Annotated in this window: 18 protein-coding genes and 1 pseudogene; 4 read left to right on the forward strand and 15 right to left on the reverse strand. The window is 60.8% G+C overall.

Annotation, left to right across the window (positions count from 1 at the left end):
• Window positions 1-4: 4 nt before the first annotated feature.
• The 6 genes from AC0T4W_RS20145 to AC0T4W_RS20170 form a co-directional block, all read right to left on the reverse strand.
• Complete coding sequence (locus AC0T4W_RS20145; protein ID WP_476322041.1) at window positions 5-256, reverse strand: TIGR03643 family protein; 252 nt, start codon at window positions 254-256, stop codon at window positions 5-7.
• Window positions 257-291: 35 nt separating this feature from the next.
• Window positions 292-2508: an OsmC domain/YcaO domain-containing protein gene (locus AC0T4W_RS20150; RefSeq protein ID WP_476322043.1), complete on the reverse strand. Its 2217-nt coding sequence runs from the start codon at window positions 2506-2508 to the stop codon at window positions 292-294.
• Window positions 2509-2586: 78 nt separating this feature from the next.
• Window positions 2587-3036 carry an NUDIX hydrolase gene (locus AC0T4W_RS20155; RefSeq protein WP_476322045.1) on the reverse strand — a complete coding sequence of 150 codons (450 nt, stop codon included), beginning with the start codon at window positions 3034-3036 and terminating at the stop codon, window positions 2587-2589.
• A 55-nt stretch (window positions 3037-3091) separates the two neighbouring features.
• Entirely contained in the window at window positions 3092-3547 is a 456-nt protein-coding gene (locus tag AC0T4W_RS20160) for a DUF1801 domain-containing protein (protein WP_476322046.1), read from the reverse strand.
• Window positions 3548-3571: 24 nt separating this feature from the next.
• Window positions 3572-4348, reverse strand: a complete 777-nt coding sequence (locus tag AC0T4W_RS20165) for a Crp/Fnr family transcriptional regulator (RefSeq protein ID WP_476322048.1) — start codon at window positions 4346-4348, stop codon at window positions 3572-3574.
• Between the two features lie 157 nt (window positions 4349-4505).
• Window positions 4506-4856, reverse strand: coding sequence for an NAD-dependent epimerase/dehydratase family protein (locus tag AC0T4W_RS20170; protein WP_476322050.1), 351 nt, complete (start codon window positions 4854-4856; stop codon window positions 4506-4508).
• Between the two features lie 254 nt (window positions 4857-5110).
• Between AC0T4W_RS20170 and AC0T4W_RS20175 the strand changes: the two genes are divergently transcribed.
• Window positions 5111-6124, forward strand: coding sequence for a DUF5924 family protein (locus AC0T4W_RS20175; RefSeq protein WP_476322052.1), 1014 nt, complete (start codon window positions 5111-5113; stop codon window positions 6122-6124).
• Window positions 6125-6342: 218 nt separating this feature from the next.
• Here AC0T4W_RS20175 and AC0T4W_RS20180 read toward each other — a convergent pair whose 3' ends face one another.
• The 5 genes and pseudogenes from AC0T4W_RS20180 to AC0T4W_RS20200 all read right to left on the reverse strand — a co-directional run bounded on the left by AC0T4W_RS20180 (window position 6343) and on the right by AC0T4W_RS20200 (window position 9742).
• Window positions 6343-7572 carry a nucleoside recognition domain-containing protein gene (locus tag AC0T4W_RS20180; protein ID WP_476322054.1) on the reverse strand — a complete coding sequence of 410 codons (1230 nt, stop codon included), beginning with the start codon at window positions 7570-7572 and terminating at the stop codon, window positions 6343-6345.
• Between the two features lie 103 nt (window positions 7573-7675).
• Window positions 7676-8134, reverse strand: a complete 459-nt coding sequence (locus tag AC0T4W_RS20185; protein ID WP_476322056.1) for an inhibitor of vertebrate lysozyme family protein — start codon at window positions 8132-8134, stop codon at window positions 7676-7678.
• Window positions 8135-8144: 10 nt separating this feature from the next.
• Window positions 8145-8309: a DUF1328 domain-containing protein gene (locus AC0T4W_RS20190; protein ID WP_476322058.1), complete on the reverse strand. Its 165-nt coding sequence runs from the start codon at window positions 8307-8309 to the stop codon at window positions 8145-8147.
• A 77-nt stretch (window positions 8310-8386) separates the two neighbouring features.
• Complete coding sequence (locus AC0T4W_RS20195) at window positions 8387-8821, reverse strand: PA2169 family four-helix-bundle protein (RefSeq protein ID WP_476322060.1); 435 nt, start codon at window positions 8819-8821, stop codon at window positions 8387-8389.
• An 83-nt stretch (window positions 8822-8904) separates the two neighbouring features.
• Window positions 8905-9742, reverse strand: a pseudogene (locus tag AC0T4W_RS20200) (BON domain-containing protein).
• Between the two features lie 251 nt (window positions 9743-9993).
• On the opposite strand from AC0T4W_RS20200, the gene algB reads away from it, so the two are divergent.
• Complete coding sequence (gene algB / locus AC0T4W_RS20205) at window positions 9994-11346, forward strand: sigma-54-dependent response regulator transcription factor AlgB (protein ID WP_476322062.1); 1353 nt, start codon at window positions 9994-9996, stop codon at window positions 11344-11346.
• Window positions 11343-13118, forward strand: a complete 1776-nt coding sequence (locus AC0T4W_RS20210) for a KinB sensor domain-containing domain (RefSeq protein WP_476322064.1) — start codon at window positions 11343-11345, stop codon at window positions 13116-13118. Before algB ends, AC0T4W_RS20210 begins: the two co-directional genes overlap by 4 nt.
• A 5-nt stretch (window positions 13119-13123) precedes the next feature.
• On the opposite strand, the gene AC0T4W_RS20215 is transcribed toward AC0T4W_RS20210, so the two are convergent.
• A complete protein-coding gene (locus tag AC0T4W_RS20215) occupies window positions 13124-13900 on the reverse strand; it encodes an N-acetylmuramoyl-L-alanine amidase (protein ID WP_476322066.1) in 777 nt (258 codons plus the stop codon).
• Window positions 13897-14490 (reverse strand): MarC family protein, encoded by a 594-nt coding sequence (locus AC0T4W_RS20220; RefSeq protein WP_275959909.1) that lies wholly within the window; start codon window positions 14488-14490, stop codon window positions 13897-13899. The genes AC0T4W_RS20215 and AC0T4W_RS20220 overlap by 4 nt, the downstream gene beginning before the upstream one ends.
• Window positions 14491-14667: 177 nt before the next feature.
• Here AC0T4W_RS20220 and AC0T4W_RS20225 point away from each other — a divergent pair, with 177 nt between their 5' ends.
• Window positions 14668-16086 carry a DASH family cryptochrome gene (locus AC0T4W_RS20225; protein WP_476322068.1) on the forward strand — a complete coding sequence of 473 codons (1419 nt, stop codon included), beginning with the start codon at window positions 14668-14670 and terminating at the stop codon, window positions 16084-16086.
• Window positions 16087-16236: 150 nt separating this feature from the next.
• Here the strand turns inward: AC0T4W_RS20225 and AC0T4W_RS20230 are convergent, their stop codons facing one another.
• Complete coding sequence (locus tag AC0T4W_RS20230; protein ID WP_476322070.1) at window positions 16237-18099, reverse strand: sensor domain-containing diguanylate cyclase; 1863 nt, start codon at window positions 18097-18099, stop codon at window positions 16237-16239.
• 15 nt (window positions 18100-18114) lie between these two features.
• The gene (locus tag AC0T4W_RS20235; protein WP_476322072.1) at window positions 18115-18978 is read right to left on the reverse strand and encodes an endonuclease/exonuclease/phosphatase family protein; all 864 of its coding nucleotides are present in this window, start codon (window positions 18976-18978) and stop codon (window positions 18115-18117) included.
• Window positions 18979-18990: the final 12 nt, after the last annotated feature.

Genomic DNA, 18990 nt, shown 5'->3' on the forward strand with positions numbered 1-18990 from the left:
AGCGCTAGCGCTGTTTGTATTGCGTGGGGCAGTAGCCGCGGCTGACGTTGGGGTCGCGCAGCTGCAGGTGTTTGGTCTGCCGGCCGCTGACGCGGGCGCGCCAGAGTTTGAAGCTGCCGGCTTTTAGGCTGCGGCGCATCAGGGCGATGACCTGCGCCTCACTGAGGCCGAACTGGCTGTGAATCGCCTCAAACGGCGTGCGATCTTCCCAGGCCATTTCGATGACCCGCGACCACTCGTGCTCTGTCAGTACCATTGTGCACCTCTCGGGCGTATTGCCCTTGCCGCGTCTTAGCCGATATTCGCTGCCTTGGCCCGTGCCGCGTGGAGCTTCTTGTAGCTCTCAATCAAGCGCAGATGGCGGTCCAACCCTTCCAGCTGCATGTTGGTTGGCGTCAGGCCGTAGAAGCGCACGCTGCCGTCCAGCGAGCCCAGCACCGCATCCATCTTCTCCTTGCCGAACATACGACGGAAGTTCGGCTCGAAGTCGGCCATCTCCAGCTCGTCGTCCAGCTGCACTTCAAGCGCCGCGTTCAACGCCTGATAGAACAGGCCGCGCTCGACGGTGTTGTCGTTGTATTGCAGGAAGGCCTCGGTCAGTTCCTTGGCGTCGTCGTACTTTTTCAGCGCCAGGTGGATCAGCAGCTTCAGCTCAAGAATCGTCAGCTGGCCCCACACCGTATTGTCGTCGAACTCGACGCCGATCAGCGTGGTGATATCGGTGTAATCGTCGACATCGCTGTTTTCCAGATTGCGCAGCAGGGATTTCAGGCCGCGATCATTCAGGCTCTGCAGGTTGAGGATGTCCGCGCGGAACAGCAGCGCCTTGTTGGTGTTATCCCAGATCAGGTCCTCGACCGGGTAGATCTCCGAATAGCCCGGCACCAGGATGCGGCAGGCCGTGGCACCCAGGTGCTCGTACACCGCCATATAGGCCTCTTTGCCCATGGCTTCGAGGATGCCGAACAGGGTCGCGGCTTCCTCGGCATTGGCCCCTTCTTTTTCACTGGCATCGCCTGCGCTGGAGAAGTCCCACTCAACGAATTCGTGATCCGCCTTGGCGCTAAAGAAGCGCCACGACACCACGCCGCTGGAGTCGATAAAGTGCTCGACGAAGTTGTTTGGCTCCATCAGTGCCTGGCTTTCAAAGGTCGGCGGCGGCAGGTCATTCAGGCCCTCGAAGCTGCGGCCCTGCAGCAGCTCGGTGAGGCTGCGTTCCAGCGCCACTTCAAAGCTTGGGTGCGCGCCGAACGAGGCGAATACGCCGCCGGTGCGCGGGTTCATCAGGGTTACGCACATCACCGGGAATTCACCGCCCAATGAGGCGTCTTTTACCAGTACCGGGAAGCCCTGAGCTTCCAGCCCCTGAATGCCGGCGAGGATGGCCGGGTACTTGGCTAGCACCTCCTGCGGCACGTCAGGCAGGCACAGCTCGCCTTCGAGAATTTCGCGCTTTACCGCGCGCTCGAAAATTTCCGACAGGCACTGCACCTGCGCCTCGGCCAGGGTGTTGCCGGCGCTCATGCCGTTGCTGAGGTAGAGGTTTTCGATCAGGTTGGAGGGGAAGTACACCACCTCGCCATCCGATTGGCGCACAAACGGCAGCGAACAAATGCCGCGCAGGGTGTTGCCGGAGTTGGTGTCGTACAGGTGCGAGCCGCGCAGCTCGTCGTCCGGGTTGTAAATCGCCAGGCAGTAGTCGTCGAGAATTTCCTCCGGCAGTGCATCCTTGGGCCCCGGTTTAAACCAGCGCTCGTCCGGGTAATGCACAAACGCTGCATTAGCGATGTCCTCGCCCCAGAACTGATCGTTGTAGAAGAAGTTGCAGTTCAGCCGCTCGATAAACTCGCCCAGTGCTGAGGCCAGCGCGCCTTCCTTGGTCGCGCCCTTGCCGTTGGTAAAGCACATCGGCGAATGCGCATCGCGGATATGCAGCGACCACACGTTGGGCACGATATTGCGCCACGAGGCGATCTCAATCTTCATGCCGAGCTTGGCCATGATGCCCGACATATTGGCGATGGTTTCTTCCAGCGGCAGGTCCTTGCCGAGGATGCGCGTACCCTCGCCAGCCGTCAGCGCCGGCATCAGCAGCGCCTGGGCATCGGCATCGAGGTTTTCCACCTCCTCAATCACGAACTCCGGCCCGGCCTGCACCACCTTCTTCACCGTGCAACGGTCGATGGAACGCAGAATGCCCAGGCGATCCTTCTCGGAAATATCCGCCGGCAACTCGACCTGAATCTTGAAGATCTGCTGGTAGCGGTTTTCCGGGTCAACGATGTTGTTCTGCGACAGACGGATGTTATCGGTGGGGATATTGCGGGTATCGCAATACAGCTTCACAAAGTACGCCGCGCACAGTGCTGAAGATGCCAGAAAGTAATCGAACGGGCCCGGTGCCGAGCCATCGCCCTTGTAACGGATGGGCTGGTCAGCCACCACCGTGAAGTCATCGAACTTGGCTTCAAGTCGGAGGTTGTCGAGAAACTTGACCTTGATTTCCATGCGGGGTTACCAGAATACGGGCTAAACGAATGGCGGCCATTATCCGGGTTTTCAGCGGGAAGTCTTGCGCGGTGCGGGTTAGGACTGACGAGCGAGCAATATGGATTGCAGCAACTCTGGCAGCCATTCAGGCTTCAAGAGTGACGGCGGTGCTTGCTGCAACTGCGCCAGATCCCACCACTGCCACTTCTGAATCGTGCTCTGCTCTTCCTCCGTCCAGTCGGCGGCAAACACCGACGCATTAGCCGGACACTCCACCAGAAAGTACTGTTCAAGCCATCTGGCCGGCACCGAGCGGGCTACGGCATACACCTCATCGCGCTCTTTCAACAGCGCACCGATTTCCAGCCTAAGCCCGGTTTCTTCATACAACTCGCGGACGGCTGCAGCCCGGTAGTTTTCCCCTGTCTTCAGCTCACCCCCCGCAGTCGCCCAGAAGGGCGCCTGATGCTCGTCTTTGTAGTTAAACAGCAGCAGTCGGCCATCGGCATCGACGATTAATAAGCGCGCGGATTTTCTGACTTCCATGTTTGTCTCGGATTTATTGAGGATGGATAGGGCGCTTGATAGACGACCCGTCAGCCTAAGCGCCCAGCAATGGCAAGTGTTTCAGGCCCTGATACTGCAGCGCCAGCAGCAGGCACTGCCTGAGCGGCAACTGCTCAATATCGGTGTCCAGGGGGATCACAACAGCTCGGTTGCCCTCATAGGCGAACGCATCGCGGTAAATTTCCCTGAAGGTGGCCACCAGGCGCGTCTGGCAGTGAAAAAACACCTTGATCGCATCCGGCTGTTTAGCCTTCCAGTCGATGCGAATCGGCGAACCACCCTTGACCGAATAACTGGCCTCAGCCCACTTCAGCGTTTCCGCGACGTCGCCTAGCTTGTACTCAGCGGCAATGGCCAGAATCAGCGCGCGTACACGCTCAAGCTGCTGCTTAGCCGCTATTGGGTAACTATCAAACTTGGCCTGAATCTCTGGGTTCATAGCGTCGTATGGCTTGCCAATAAGCAGCAACGGCTGGGTTTCCCCAGCCATGCGGCGGCTTTGATCACAAAAACACTACTGCGTCGGCAGCGTCGCGGTGGGGATGGTATCGGTATCAGTGATCACTTGGCGCTGCGGCATGTAGTTAAGCAGAGTATCTGTTTCCGCTTTAACCACCGAATAGCACTCACAGCTCAGCGCTTCAAGTTTCGGCCGGTCAAGCACCTTGATCAGTCCGCGCGAATATGAAATCACGCCGAGCTGCTGCAGTTTTAACGCAGCCTGGGTGACGCCTTCGCGGCGAACGCCGAGCATATTGCCGATGAAATCTTGGGTCATGGTCAAATGGTTATGTGACAGGCGATCCATGGAAAGCAGCAGCCAGCGGCAGAGCTGCTGGTCGATAGAGTGGTGCCGGTTACAGACTGCGGTTTGCGCGACTTGCGTAATCAATGCCTGCGTGTAGCGCAGCATCAGCATCAACAGCTGGCCGTGGCGGTTGAACTCCTCTTTCACTCGCTGCCTGGGGAGCCGATAGGCATAACCGGCGCTCTGTACCAGCGACCGGCTTGGTGTGCTTTCCCCGCCCATAAGCAAACTGATGCCGAGCAACCCCTCGTTGCCCACCACTAGGATCGCGGTTGATGCCCCGTTTTCCATCACGTACTGCAGCGAGATGATGGCGTCAGTGGGAAAGTAAACGTGACGCATCGGCCGCCGGGACTCATACAAAACTGCACGCAGCGGCAGCTTCACCAGTTCCAGGTAAGGGAACAAACGCGTTTGCACCTCGGGTGACAAGGCTGCCAGAAGATGATTTTGCTGGGGTTCTGGCTGGGGTTTAGCGGACATTTCGGTGCTCTGTGAACTCGGTCGTTGAAGGTTACTCGCTCAAAGCGGCATCAGTATAATTTTTGTCTAGCACGCACTCGGTGCAGTAGCCCACATAGAGCAATGGCGTTGAGTGTTCCCATGGGACGAGTTTATACATACCCCCCCAGAAGCTTTGCTAGAAGAGGATGATTTGCGAGCCGTCGCTTAGATCCACAGCGGCCTGGATCAGCGCCTGGGTGCCGTCGACATCGATGGCATGCACCTGCGCCTCACTCATGCCGGGCGGCGGAGCCACGACCGAGGCCAGATGGACAATCGCCTGCGGCTGCCAGGTAGCCACGCAGTCTTCCACGGCGGCAGCGTTGCTGATGTCGAGCAGTACCGGCTCGATATTCAGCTTCATTCCCGCGCGGTTCTGCGGGCGGATATCGGCGGCAATCAGCATCCACTGCGGCTGCTGAACGGCCAGTTGGTTAAGCAGTTGCTGGCCGATATAACCGGCGGCACCTGTGATCAATACGCGCATGTGGCCCTCCATAACGTAGCGCGGTCCGATGGCGCAACGGCTGCGTTTCTAGCGACTGTGGTTGCCCATTACAGACTATCCAGCGGATGGCGCGATGGCAGTGGCCAGGCTGGCCAAACAGCATGCTAAAGGCGACAGATGCGTATGCCCTTGTGCGTTGGGCGCGCTATGCTCTGCGCCCTAGAATACGCTCTGGGCATGCCCACATACGCCTGGCGAGTAGAGCCCATGTGTTGCCTACTTCGAGTCACTTTATGCCTGCGCTGAAACAACTGATCTTCAAGCTGGTGGCGCTGATTCAGCGCAACCCTGGGCTGGTCGCGATCTTTGGCTTTGCCTCGGGGTTGGCGAGCTTTCTGCTGGTCGAGCGCCAGGCCAAGCTGGCACAGATACTGGCGCTGGTAATGCTGATCAGCTGGCTGTGGCTGATTCTGGAAAACATCCTGCGCGAGCGCATTGCCAAGTGGTTCGGCTTCGAGCTGCCACCGCCCCTGCTGCGCTACGCGACGCAGATGATCCACCAGGAGAGCCTGTTCTTCGTTCTGCCATTCTTCTTTATTACCACCACCTGGAACAGCGGCCAGCTGCTGTTCAGCGGCCTGTTGGCCTGCGCTGCGCTGGTTTCGATCATCGACCCGCTGTACTACCGCTGGCTGGCGCCCAAGCGCTGGTTGTTTCTGGCCTATCACACCCTGGCGCTGTTCGCCGTGCTGCTCACGGCGCTGCCGATTATTTTCAAGCTGAACACCCCGCAGAGTTACCAACTGGCGTTGGCAGCGGCGGTGCTGCTGTCCTTCCCTTCGCTGTTCGCGATCATCACCGTGCAGCGCTGGTGGCGCGGCCTGTTGCTGGTCGGCATGACCTTGGCGATTGGCGCGGGCGGCTGGCTGGCGCGCACCTGGGTGCCGCCGGCAACCCTGTGGCTGACCGAGGTGGCGGTAACCAGCGAATTCGATAACCAGAATCGCACGCCCGGCGAAAGCATCAAGGAACTGAGCGTGGCGCAGCTGCGCAGCCAGGGCCTGTTCGCCTACACCGCGATCAATGCTCCGCGCGGGCTGAATGAGCGGATTTATCACGTATGGCGCCGCGATGGCGGCGAAGTCGAGCGCATCGCCCTGAATATTCACGGTGGGCGCAAAGAAGGCTATCGCGCCTGGACCCACAAACAGAACTTCCCCACCGACGCCGTAGGCCGCTGGCAGGTGCAGGTGCTCACCGAAGCCGGGCAGATGATTGGCGTGCTGCGGTTTAAGGTGGTGGAGTAGCAGGCAGGGTGGCCTTGAGGAGCAAAGCGACGAAGCCCAACGCGGCTACAACGCTTCCGCGTGGTGGAATAACGTAGCTAACCCAATCTGAGATCTCGCGAGCTAGAGTCCTGCAAGGCAAAAACAGGCGAGGAAGCGGAATGTACTGTTGTACATGAGCATTCCGAGCCTGTTTTTAACGCCGCAGGGCCGACGCGCAGCAGATCGTTGCCGAACACTTAGCCGAAGAACCAGTAGCAGACGAAAATCGCCGCCACCACGCCAGCAAACTCGGCCAGCAGCGCGCAGCCCACGGCGTGGCGTACGCGCTGGATACCGACCGCGCCGAAGTACACGGCCAGCACATAGAAGGTGGTTTCCGTACTGCCCTGGATGGTCGCGGCGATCAGCGCAGCAAAGCTGTCCACGCCCTGGGTCTGCATGGTTTCAATCAACATGGCGCGCGCTGCACTGCCGGAGAACGGCTTGACCAACGCGGTGGGCAGCGCTTCGACAAAGCGCGTATCCCAACCGAACACCTCGACCAGCCAGCGAATGCCATCGAGGCCGAACTCCAGCGCGCCGGATGCTCGCAGTACGCCAATCGCACAGAGCATCGCCACCAGGTAGGGCAGCAAGCTTTTGGCCACGTCGAAGCCTTCTTTGGCACCTTCGACAAACTCCTCGTACACCGCGACCTTCTTCAGCGCGCCGAGCAGCAAAAACAGCATGATGATGCCGAACAAGGTGAGGTTGCCGGCCAGCGACGAGAGGGCCGCCAGCGCCGTGGCGGACATAGTGGCCAGCACGGCCATAAAGCTGCCGAGCAACAGCGCGCCGGGGATCAGGTACGCCAGCACCACCGGGTCCCACAGGCGCAGGCGCTGCATCAGCGCCACCGACAGCAGGCCGACCAGGGTCGAGGCACTGGTGGCCAACAAGATCGGCAGAAACACCAGAGTCGGGTCAGGTGCGCCTTGCTGGGCGCGGTACATAAAGATGGTCACCGGCAGCAGGGTCAACGACGAGGCGTTGAGCACCAGAAACAAGATCTGCGCGTTACTTGCCGTGGTGCTGCTGGGGTTGAGCGTTTGCAGGGCGCGCATGGCCTTGAGGCCAATCGGCGTGGCGGCGTTATCCAGGCCCAGACCATTGGCGGCGAAATTCATGGTGATCAGGCCGAGGGCCGGATGGCCGCGCGGTACTTCCGGCATCAGCCGCGCAAACAGCGGGCCGAGCGCCCGCGCCAGGGCATCGACCAGACCGGCTTTCTCGGCGATGCGCAGCAGCCCGAGCCAGAGGGTCAGGGTGCCGAACAACAGCACCATAACCTCGACCGAGAGCTTGGCCATGGTGAACAGGCTTTCGACCATCGCAGCAAACACCGCTGGATCGTCGCCCAACAACCAGCGCGACAGGCCGGCAAGCGCCGCCACCACGAAAAACCCCAGCCAAAGCCAATTGAGCATGCCATCTCTCCCCCAGATCAATGGGCGCGATGATAGCGCGGCTTAGTGAAGCTGGGGTGGGGTTAACCGGTAAGGCTCGCGTGAGCCGCGAGCCATACAACCACTAATACCAATTAGGGTCACTTCTCAGTTGCTCTTGCAACAACTTTTGAATGGCTTCATCCGGGTCGCCGAGCCAGCGCAGAGTGGCGTATTGGCTGGGTGCCTTGTCCGTCGGCAAACCGTCGGGCAGCTGCACGTAGAGGGCGTAGGCGTCCTCCTTGTCCCAGCTGAAGGCTACGTAGAGGCGCTGGTTAAAGCAGTTGTGCGTTTCACACAGCTGGCCAACCAGGTATTTGTCGCCGTCATCATCGAGGCCCTGCATGGGGCTGGCGGTGCCGCTGAGGTTCATCACCCAGTCAGGCAGACGGATTTCCTCTTGCACCAACTCGCGCCAGCTTTGCTGATAAACAGGGTCGCTGGAGAACAGCTCATTGAGGCGGAATTGGCCATCGGTGTCCGCAGCCCAAGCCGCCGCACTGCCGCCCAGCAATAGGGCGGCAAGCAGCGTCTTGATGGTCATTGCAACGCCTTTATCCACGTGGACGACGGCCCATGATGAACGAGACGATAAACAGCACCAGAAACACCACGAAAAGAATTTTCGCGATACCTGCGGCGGTGCCCGCGATACCACCGAAGCCCAGAACTGCGGCGATGATGGCGATAATCAGAAAGGTAATGGCCCAACTCAGCATGGCGAAACTCCTTGGTTGCTCAGGTGTGCGCCGCAGCGCGGTAAACCCAGTGCGGCACAGGCCACACTGGGCAGGGCTTACTGCATGGACTGTTTCAGGGCGCGCATGCGGTCATGGTTGGCGCGCACTTTTGGCATTTCTGCAGTCAGCAGGGCCTGCAAGTCCGGCTCGGCGCCTTCCAGTGCATCCTCGAAGGCATGCAGGATACGGTCTTCAGCTTCTTCCAGCTGCGCCACGTAGGTGCCTTCGGTGTCGCTGACCAGGCTGGCTTTGGTGTCGGCGTAAACCTGACGCAGCTTGCCAACGAAAGTGCCGCCGCTGGCAGGCGTTTCCTGGTTGGCGGCAACTTTTACCGACAGTGCGCTGATCAGCTCGCTCTTGCTCTGCGACATGTCGCGGAACAGCACCTGCAGGCGCACATCTTTCACTTCATCGTGGGCGTGCTGGTAAAAGCGCTGGCCGTCACGGGTAATTTCGATCAGTTCGTTGAGCTGTTCGATGGTGTCAGTCATGGTGGTTCTCCTGTGAGTTGTAGCGGCTGCTAAGGCAGCCTCAGACAACAGGTAGCGACCGGTATGGTCGCTGCCCGGATGGATCAGCTGGCTACGCGCAGCGCATCGGCGTCGACGCCGCGCACACCACGGATGTTGCGTGCGGTCTCAACGGCCAGTTGCTTCTCAGCGTTGCTCATTACGCTGCCGCTGAGGCGGACCATGCCTTTCTGGGTGTCGACCGAAATATCCAGACCGTCGAGGTTGCGGCTGTAGATAAAGCTCGATTTTCACCTTGCTGGTGATCCAGGCATCGCTGATCGCCACAGCGGTGTCATCGGCCGCGTTCTGCGTCTTGGCAGCGACGCTGTCAGTGGCGCTGACGATCAGCTGGTTGTTCACTTCACGCACGCCATCGGTGTTAGCCGCCAAACGACCAGCAAGCTCCTTGGCTTCGGCGGTCTGCGCGCTACCGATCAGGCTGACTTTGCCGTTGACCGCGTTAACGTTGATGTCCAGACCTTCGGTATTGCTGTTCCACAGCAGCTGGGATTTAACCGTGGCCACTAGGGTCGCGTCGTCAAAACGCTGCGACAGGTTCGGCTCGGCACTGGCCTTGGCTTCAAAGGTCGGGTCGAGGGTCAGCTGGTTGTCGACCTTTTTCACCCCGTCAATACCCAGGGCAATTTGCTCGGCCAGGTCACGATCAACGTCGGTTTCAACCTTGCCGGTCAGCTTGGCGCTGCCGTTCTCCACATCCACATCAATGGTGAAGGGATTGAGGTGGCGGTTAAGAGCAAACGCGGTCCAGATCGAGCCTTCCTGGCGCGCCTCGCTCAGCTCACGGCTGGTATCGCCTTCGGCTGCATAGGCAGCGAAAGGAGCCAAGCCGATCAGGCCGGCGGTCGCAGTGGCCAGGGCCAGAGTTTTAAGTTGATGCATGGCAGTCTCTCCAAATAGATAACGATCAAGCAAGCAGCCGTTTGTCGCTGCCGATACAGATAGATCGCAAGCGCCATGCCAGCTTTCATGAACTCAATAAACCCATAAATATCAATAACTTATAGATAATCATCGAGCCTTCATACTTGCACCTTGCATGATCGCCGCAGAACGGCCGTGCAACTTGCACGACGCGCTGAGGACTAAGCCTGTGCACGCAGTAACTGTGTAGGGACAACAAGGAGATGGCTATGCACGCAAGCACAGAGGAACACAGCCTGGGCCGCATTCTGTTGGTGGATGACGAGACCGCCATCCTGCGCACCTTCCGCTATTGCCTGGAAGATCAGGGTTACCAGGTGAGTACCGCGAGCAGCGCGGAACAGGCCGATGCCCTGCTGCTGCGCCAGGTATTTGATCTGTGCTTTCTCGACCTACGCCTGGGCGCGGACGATGGCCTGGACGTGCTTGCGCAAATGCGCCTAAAGGCTCCTTGGATGCGGGTGGTGATCGTTACTGCACACTCGGCGGTAGACACTGCAGTGGATGCCATCCAGGCCGGGGCGGCGGACTATCTGGTCAAGCCCTGCAGCCCCGAGCAGCTGCGCCTGGCTGCGGCCAAACAACTGGAAGCACGCCAGCTGATCGAGCGCCTGGAGCGACTGGAAGGCTATGTGCGTAAGCCCGGTGACGGCCTCGACTCGCGGAGCCCGGCGCTGATGGCGGTGCTGCAAACAGCCAAACAGGTGGCCGACACCGATGCCAATATCCTGATTCTCGGCGAGTCCGGCACCGGCAAGGGCGAGCTGGCGCAGGCCATTCACCGCTGGAGCAAGCGCGCGAAAAAAGCCTGCATCACCATCAACTGCCCATCGCTAAGCGCCGAGCTGATGGAAAGCGAGCTGTTCGGGCATAACCGTGGGGCCTTTACCGGTGCCAGCGAAAGCACCCTGGGCCGAGTCAACCAGGCCGATGGCGGCAGCCTATTTCTCGACGAGATCGGCGACTTCCCCTTACCCCTGCAGCCCAAACTGCTGCGTTTTATTCAGGACAAACAATACGAACGCATTGGCGACCCGGTGACTCGCCAGGCCGATGTGCGAATTCTCGCGGCAACCAACCTCAACCTTGATGAAATGGTTCATCAAGGGCGCTTTCGCGAAGACCTGCTGTATCGCCTCAACGTCATCACCCTGACCATGCCGCCACTGCGCGAGCGCCGCGAGGACATCCTCGACCTGGCCGAGCGTTTTCTGGCGCGCTTTGTCGTCGAGTACGCACGGCCTGCGCGCAATTTCAGCGAGGCGGCGCGCGAAGCGCTGCTCGGTTACACCTGGCCAGGCAATATCCGTGAGCTGCGTAACGTGATCGAACGCGCCAGCATCATCTGCACCGAAGCGTTGGTGCAGGTCAGCCACCTGGGGCTGAACGCCCAAGCCAGCCACCACGCGCCACAGATCGGTGACCAGCTGAGCCTGGAGGCTCTGGAAAAAGCCCATATCAGCGCCGTGATGGCCAACAGCGAAAACCTCGACCAGGCGGCGAAAACCCTCGGCATTGATGCCTCGACCCTGTACCGCAAACGCAAGCAGCTCAGCCTGTGAACCTGCGCAGCCGGCTGTTTATCAGCAGCAGCGCACTGCTTACCGTCGCGCTGGCTGGCCTGCTGCTGGGCATGTTCAGCGTGCTGCAACTGACCCAGGTGCAGAGCCAGGCGATGACCCGTAACCTGCAGATCATCGACGCCGGCCTGGGCCTGCGCCAGGAGCTGGGCAAACAGGTGGTTATGCTGCTCGCCGAAGACCTCGACCGCGAGGCCCTGAAAGCCTCCGATCAGCAGTTCAAGCTCTGGCTGCAACAGGCCACCGACAGCGCCACCGATGACCGCGACCGCCAGGCGATTGCCGAAGTTGAACGGGCTTACGCCAGCTTCGATGACCTGCTGGCCAAACCCCTGACCGTGCGCCGCGAGCTGCTGCGCAATGACAGCTTTGGCCGCGCCATTGAAGCCCTGCGTGACCGCATCAACGCGGTGCAGGCGCACTACGTCGACGCTGCAACACACGAAGAAAGCCGCGCGCGGGAGCGCGCCTGGCTGATCGCCGGCCTGCTCGGGATGATCGGCCTGGCGGTGCTGGTGATCGGTTTTGTCACCGCACACAGCATCGCCCAACGCTTCGGCCAACCGATTGAGGCGCTGGCGCGGGCCGCCGACCAGATCGGCCAGGGGGATTTCCAGGTCACTCTGCCCTTGAGCCCGGAGGCCGAAATGTCTGCCCTGAGCCAGCGTTTCGGTCTGATGGCCGAGGCCCTGCGCGAGTTCAAGAACAGCGATGTCGAGGCCCTGCAAGCCGAGCAACAGCGCCTACAGGCGGTACTCGACAGCATCGACGACGGCCTGTTGATCTTCGATTGCGCCGGCCGGGTCGAGCACATCAACCCAGTGGCCCAGCGCCAACTGAGCTGGGGCGACGAGCAGCTGGGACAGACCCTGGATGTGGCCCTAAGTCGCGCCGATCTGGCCGAACAGCTGCACCGGGTGCTGCAGGGCGAAAGCCTGGACGAAGCTCTGGACGACCTACAGGTGCAGATCGACGGCGAAAACCGCTTGCTGGCCTACAGCCTGTCGGGGGTTAACCACAGCGAAGGGCGGTTTATGTGCGCGGTGATGGTGTTGCGTGATGTCACCGAGCAACGTGCCTTCGAGCGGGTACGCAGCGAGTTCGTATTGCGTGCCTCGCATGAGCTGCGCACCCCGGTGACCGGAATGTTGATGGCGTTCTCGCTGCTGCAGGAGCGTCTGCAGTTCAGCGCCGAAACCCGCGAGGCCGATCTACTCAATACCGTGGATGAGGAAATGCAGCGCCTGCTGCGCCTGATCAACGACCTACTGAATTTCTCGCGTTACCAGAACGGCCTGCAAACCCTGGAACTCTCCGTCTGCGCTATGGGCCCGTTGCTGCAACAGACCCAGCAACGCTTCAGCGCCCAGGCCGCCGAGCTGCAGATCAACCTCGCCTGCGAGGTACATGGCCAACTGCCGGACGTCGAAATCGATCCACTGCAGATCGAACGGGTGCTCGACAACCTGATTGGCAACGCCCTGCGCCACAGCCATCCCGGCGGGCAGATCCGTTTGCAGGCGCGGCAACAGGATGACCGGGTGGTGCTTAGCGTGGAGGATAATGGCGAGGGCATCCCCTTTCACCAGCAGACGCGCATTTTCGAGCCCTTTATTCAGGTCAGCCGCAAGAAAGGCGGCGCCGGCCTAGGCCTGGCGCTGTGCAAGGAGATCGTCCAACTGCATGGCGGGCAAATCGGCGTGCACTCACGCGTAGGCCAGGGTGCGCAGTTTTATGTCGCGCTGCCGGTCTGAATCGCTTATGCCGGGCGGTTAAGCACCACCAGCAGCGCCGCTGTCTCGGCATCCGGTTCGCCGTCATAACGCGCCGGGCGGTATTTCATCTGCAAGGCGGCGATCACATTGCGCGTAGCCTGGTCCAGCTCACCATGCCTGGGCACCGCGTAGCCTTGGCGCGCCAGCTGCTTCTGAAACCACTGCACGCTTGGCAGACTGGTGCTGAACAGCGCCTGCTGACGCGCCACGGCGGCGGCATCTGGCCAGGGCATTAGGCCGGCATCGGCCAGGCGCTTCCAGGGGAACAGCGGGCCGGGGTCAACCTTGCGCTGCGGCGCGACATCGCTGTGCGCGATGATGCTGCCGAGCGGCAATTGGTGGCGCTGCATGATGTCCTTGAGCAGCACGATCAGCGCATCAATCTGCGCTGGCGCGAAAGGCTGCCAGTAGCGGCCCTTGGGGGTGTCGTAGAAGCCCTGGTTGACCAGCTCGATACCAATCGACGTGCCATTGAGCCAGGTGCGCCCTTGCCACTGGCTGTCGCCGGCATGCCAGGCGCGGCGGTTTTCATCGACCAGGCGGTAGATGGTCGGCGGTGCTTCGCCGATCAGGTAATGGCTGCTGACCTCGGTCTCGGTCAGCAGTTGCAGCGAACGCGCCATATCGGTGGAGGTGTAGTGCAGCACGATGTACTGCACGCGGCTGTTTTGCCCGCTGGCGGTATGGCTGTCGTCGATGCGTAGACCGTTGCTGCAACCTGCCAGCAATAAAACCAGAAAACTTAGACACAGAACTTTCATGGGCTGATATGCAACACGCTTTGCAGGTTATCCAGCAGCATGTCGACGCTGAGCATGATCAATAACATGCCCATGAGTCGCTCCACTGCGGTCAACCCGCGAGGTCCGAGAAAACGCTGCAGCAACGAAGCCTGCAACAGAATAAATGCGGTCGCCGCCCAGGCCAGCAGCACGGCGGCGTAGAGTTCCCAGAGCGGCCCGTCATGGGTATTGCGCAGGGTCATCAACACCGCTAAAGCGGAAGGGCCGGCCACCGCCGGGGTGGCCAACGGCACCAGCATCGGTTCGCCATCCGGCACATCACCCAACACCCCTTGCGGGCCAGGGAAGATCAGGCGCATGGCGATCACGAACAGGATGATACCGCCGGCAATCGCGGTTGCCTCCCGCGACAGGCCCAGAGCGCTGAGCACTTTGTCACCAAAGGTAAGAAACAGCAGCAGCAGCGCCAAGGCGAACAACAGCTCGCGCGCGGCCACCCACAGACGGCGTTTGGCCGGCACGTTTTTCAGCGCGGCAATAAAGATGGCGATATTGCCGAAGGGGTCGGTGACCAGAAAGATCAACGCGGCGATGCCGAAAATTTCCATAGCTACTCCTCAACAGATCGGCAGAGTTTAGTGTCTATCGATATAGAAAACGCCTTTGGTCCAATAGAACCTCCACGCTGGTCCATTGCTTGGACGAGGCACGAATGGCAGTGCTAAGCTTAAAGCTGTACAAGCACTGACTTTGTACAACTTTGCCCCAACCGGGAGATCAACACCATGCGCGCATTGCTGTGGTTTAAACAGGATCTACGCCTTGATGACCACCCCGCGCTGCAAGCGGGCCTGACCGCCGCATGCCTGCTGCCGGTATATGTCCTGGACCCCGAGCTGCTGCAGCCCAACGAACGCGGCATGCGTCGTATGGGCGTACACCGTGCGCGCTTTCTCCTGGAAAGCCTGGTGGCACTGGAAGGCGAATTACGCCAGCGCGGCTCGCACCTGCTGGTGGTTATCGGCGCGGCGGAACAGGCAATTCCCCAGCTGGTCGCCCAGTTCAATCTGAACCAGGTGCTGACCCTGGAGGAAATCGCCCCGGACGAACGCGCCCAGGTGGTGCGCGTGGCCCGTCGTCTTGGCGACGTTGCGCTGCAGCAAGCCCCAGCCAACAACCTGCTGCGCACAGATGAACTGCCCTTCGCTGTCGAGCAATTGCCGCACGTATTCAGCCAATTCCGCAGCCTGGTGGAAGAAAGCCTGAAGGTGTTCCAGCCACGGCAAGCGCCTGACCGGTTACCGGGGCTGCCCGATGGCGCGCTGGCATTGATGCAACCGTTGCCGACACTGACCCTGCTGGGTCTGGGCGAACCGCTCAGCGTACCCGCCAGTGCTTTCCCCTTCTCAGGTGGCGAACCCGCTGCGCTGAGCCGGTTGCGGGACTACCTCTGGAAAACCCAAGGCGTGCGGCAGTACAAGGACACCCGCAACGGCATGATCGGCAGCGAGTACTCGTCGAAATTCTCGCCCTGGCTGGCCAACGGCAGCCTGTCCGCACGGCGTGTGGTAGCCGAATTGCGTCGGCATGAGGCGCAGTACAAACGCAACGATTCGACCCACTGGCTGTGGGTCGAAATGCTCTGGCGGGATTTCTTCCGCTGGACCCTCACACGCCACGGCAGCGCACTGTTCAAAGCCGGCGGCCTGAAAGCCACCGAGCGCGCGCCGCAACAATTGGATCAGCGTTTTCAGGACTGGGCGCACGGGCGCACAGGCATGCCGCTGATAGATGCCAATATGCGCGAACTGGCCGCCACCGGCTTTATGTCCAATCGCGGCCGTCAGGTGGTCGCCAGCTACCTGATCAATGATTTGCAGCAGGATTGGCGCCACGGCGCAGCCTGGTTCGAGGAACACCTGATCGATTACGACCCAGCCAGCAACTGGGGCAACTGGGCCTATTTAGCCGGCGTGGGCAACGATCCACGGCACAACCGGGTGTTCAATGCCCTGCGCCAGGCCCGTGAATACGACCCCGAGGCGCAGTACATCAGCCTTTGGCTACCGGAGCTGCGCGATGTGCCACAGGCGCTGCGGCATACACCTTTCCTGCTCGCCGGCGGGCATCTGCGCAGCCTCGGTTACCCACAACTGGAGAGCATTCCAGAGAGCTGGAAGCCTTATCTGCACGCCGTGGCCTGAGTCGGGCTCGCAGGCTGTTGAAAAACTACCTGCGTTGCCATCGCGGCGTTAAAAACAGTCTCAAAATGCTCATTTACAGCTCGTAAACTCCGCTTTTTCGCCTGTTTTTGCCTTGCGCTGGCTGCCTCGCCTACGTTTTTTAACGGCCTGCTAGCTTAGCTCCACTCGGTTACGCCCACCGCTCTTGGCGCGGTACAGCGCCTGATCAGCGCGCTCGAACACCTTGTCGCTGCCTTCCTCACCGGCAAAGGCGGTCAGGCCAGCCGACAGGGTGATGGTCACGCGCTCACCACGGAAGTGAAATGGGCACTGCTCGACGCCATCGAGCAGGGTTTGCAACAGTTGGTGACCGCCGTCCATGGGCGTTGAGGGAATCAACAGGACAAACTCCTCACCGCCAAAACGGGCAATAAAGTCAGTTTTACGCAAGCGCTTGGCCAGCTCGCCGGCAATGATCTTCAGCACTTTGTCGCCGGCCAGATGGCCGTAGCCATCATTAATCCGCTTGAAGTGATCAATATCCAGCACCGCCAGCAGCAACTCGCCGCCATAGCGCTTCCAGCGCGCCATCTCCAGCTCCAGGCGCTCGCCCCAACCGGCACGATTGGGCAGGCCTGTCAGCGGGTCAATCAGGGCTTTTTGCCGCTGTTCTTCGAGGTGATCGCGCAGGCCCTGCGTTTCCTGCTCCATATCGGCGACCTTTTGGGTCAGGTTTTGCAGACGCTGTGCTACTTCTTTCTCATGACCGTCGCGGTGTTTCTGGTGTGCGCTAACAGTACCGAGCAACCCTTCCAGGCGCGCCTCCAGTGACTGCTTGAGGGTCGGCAGATCGACCGCATCCTGCACGCTGGCCTGCAAGCCACTGACCTGCTCGCGCAGTTCCTGATTGAAGGTGCGCGCGCTTTCCACCGACTCGCTGTAGCCCTCATGGGCCTCACTGAGGGTGCCGAGAAACGCCGCCAGACGTTCGTTGAGCTGCTTCAGGTAAGTGGCAAATTCGCGCTGACCGCTGTCAGTAACGGCCAGCACCAGCACCGCCAGATCGTCCAGCACTGACACCAACTCGTACCAGTTCAGGCCACCCTGCACGCGCTGACGCAATGCCTCTCCCTGCGGCTGATGGCGTTCTGGCAGCTCCAGCTCAGCGAGCAGACCCATCAGGCTTTCGCCGATATGTGGGGCGACGGCGCTATAACCCGGCTCGGGGATTTCCGGCAGAGCGTAGGCTGGATCACCGGCACCCGGGATGGGGGCAGCAGCTGCAGGCGTCGCTGCGGGGCTGGGCGTTACTGGCGCTGCAGGCTGTGGCTCTGACGCCGAGCTTGGTGTGACAGGTGCTACAAACCCCGACGCATCATTGCTCGGGCTTACCGGCGCTTCAGCAGCCGGTGCTGTGGCTTCAGGCTGCGCGGCAACAGTCGGAGCAGGAGCTGCGGGCGGCATAGCGGCCTCCGCAGCATCGTTGCCAGCAGGGCTGCCGGGCACAGCCTCCTTGCCACCAAACAGCCGCTGCAAGAAACCCGGACGCGCGGGGCTAGCCTCACCCTCAAGCGCCGCCAGAGCCTGCTGCTGCAGACTGCTCAATTCACTGAGCAGCGCCGGCAGTTCGCGCGGCTGGCTGGCGCGCTCCTCGATGCGCTTGGCAAACTGCTTGAGCGCCTTGCGTACCTCGCGTGGCGGATCCAGCGCGAGCAGTTGGTCGGTCAGGCTGGTGACCCCGGAGATGTTCTGCTCGACGCGATCCTGACGGCGCTTTTCCGAGTCCAGCACGGCTTTTTCCAGGCGCGGAATAAGCGCCGACAGACCGGCATCGATATCGTCGCGACGCAGAATATCGCGCAGTTCCTGCATGCATTGGTCGACCGACTTGTCACTGCCCTCGGCGGCCAGCGAGCTGCGCACGAGGCCGCGTCTCAGCAGGTCGAGCCGGGCATCCCAGCTGCGTTCGAGCTTTTCTTGTTGTTCCAGGCTTTCCAGGTACTTGCTTTTCCAGCGCTGGGCATCGTCAGTCATGGTTGCTATCCACGTTTAAGGCTCAATCAGCATAGGCGTTGCCGGCCTATAGAGCGAAGTGGGTAAACGAATTTGTACGGCCACCGGCAGGTGATCAGAAATCGGCTGTGACAGCACTTCACAGCGCTCCAGCGGCAAGCCTGGGCTTAGCAAAATATGGTCAAGGCAGCGCTGCGGCCGCCAGCTGGGGAAGGTCGCCTCGATCTGCGGCGCCACCAGATCAAGATCGCGCAGCGGCGAATGCTGCAGCAGGTCATTGGCATGAGTGTTCATATCGCCCATCAATACCAAGTGCTGATAGCCACTCAGCAGTTCGCGGATATAGGCCAACTGACGGGTGCGAGTGCGCGCGCCAAGGGACAGGTGCATCATCACCACGGCAACCGCGTCCGGCCCTTCGCCCAGGCGCAGCAACATCGCGCCACGGCCGGGCGGGCCGGGCAACGGATGATCTTCCAGCAAACTGGGACGCAAACGGCTGAGCACGCCATTGCTGTGCTGCGCCAGGCGGCCAAGGTTGCGGTTGAGTTGCTGATACCAGTAAGGGAAGGCGCCGAGGTGGGCGAGGTGTTCGACCTGGTTGACGTAGCCCGAACGCAGGCTGCCGCCATCGACCTCCTGCAGCGCGACCAGGTCGAAGTCCCCGAGCAAGTCGCCAATCCGTTGCAGATTGCCGCTGCGCCCGGCATGCGGCAGCACATGCTGCCAGCTGCGCGTCAGGTAATGGTGGTAACGCTGGGTGCTGATACCGACCTGAATATTGAAGCTGAGCAGCCGCAGGCTGCCATTCTGCGGCCAGTCATGCGCTGGCACGCAACCGGGATTGACCCGTGGATCGCACAGGTCAATCGCTCGTCTGGCTGGCCAGCGCCTGAGCATTACGCGTTATCC

This window comes from Pseudomonas sp. C7.1, assembly GCF_056312395.1.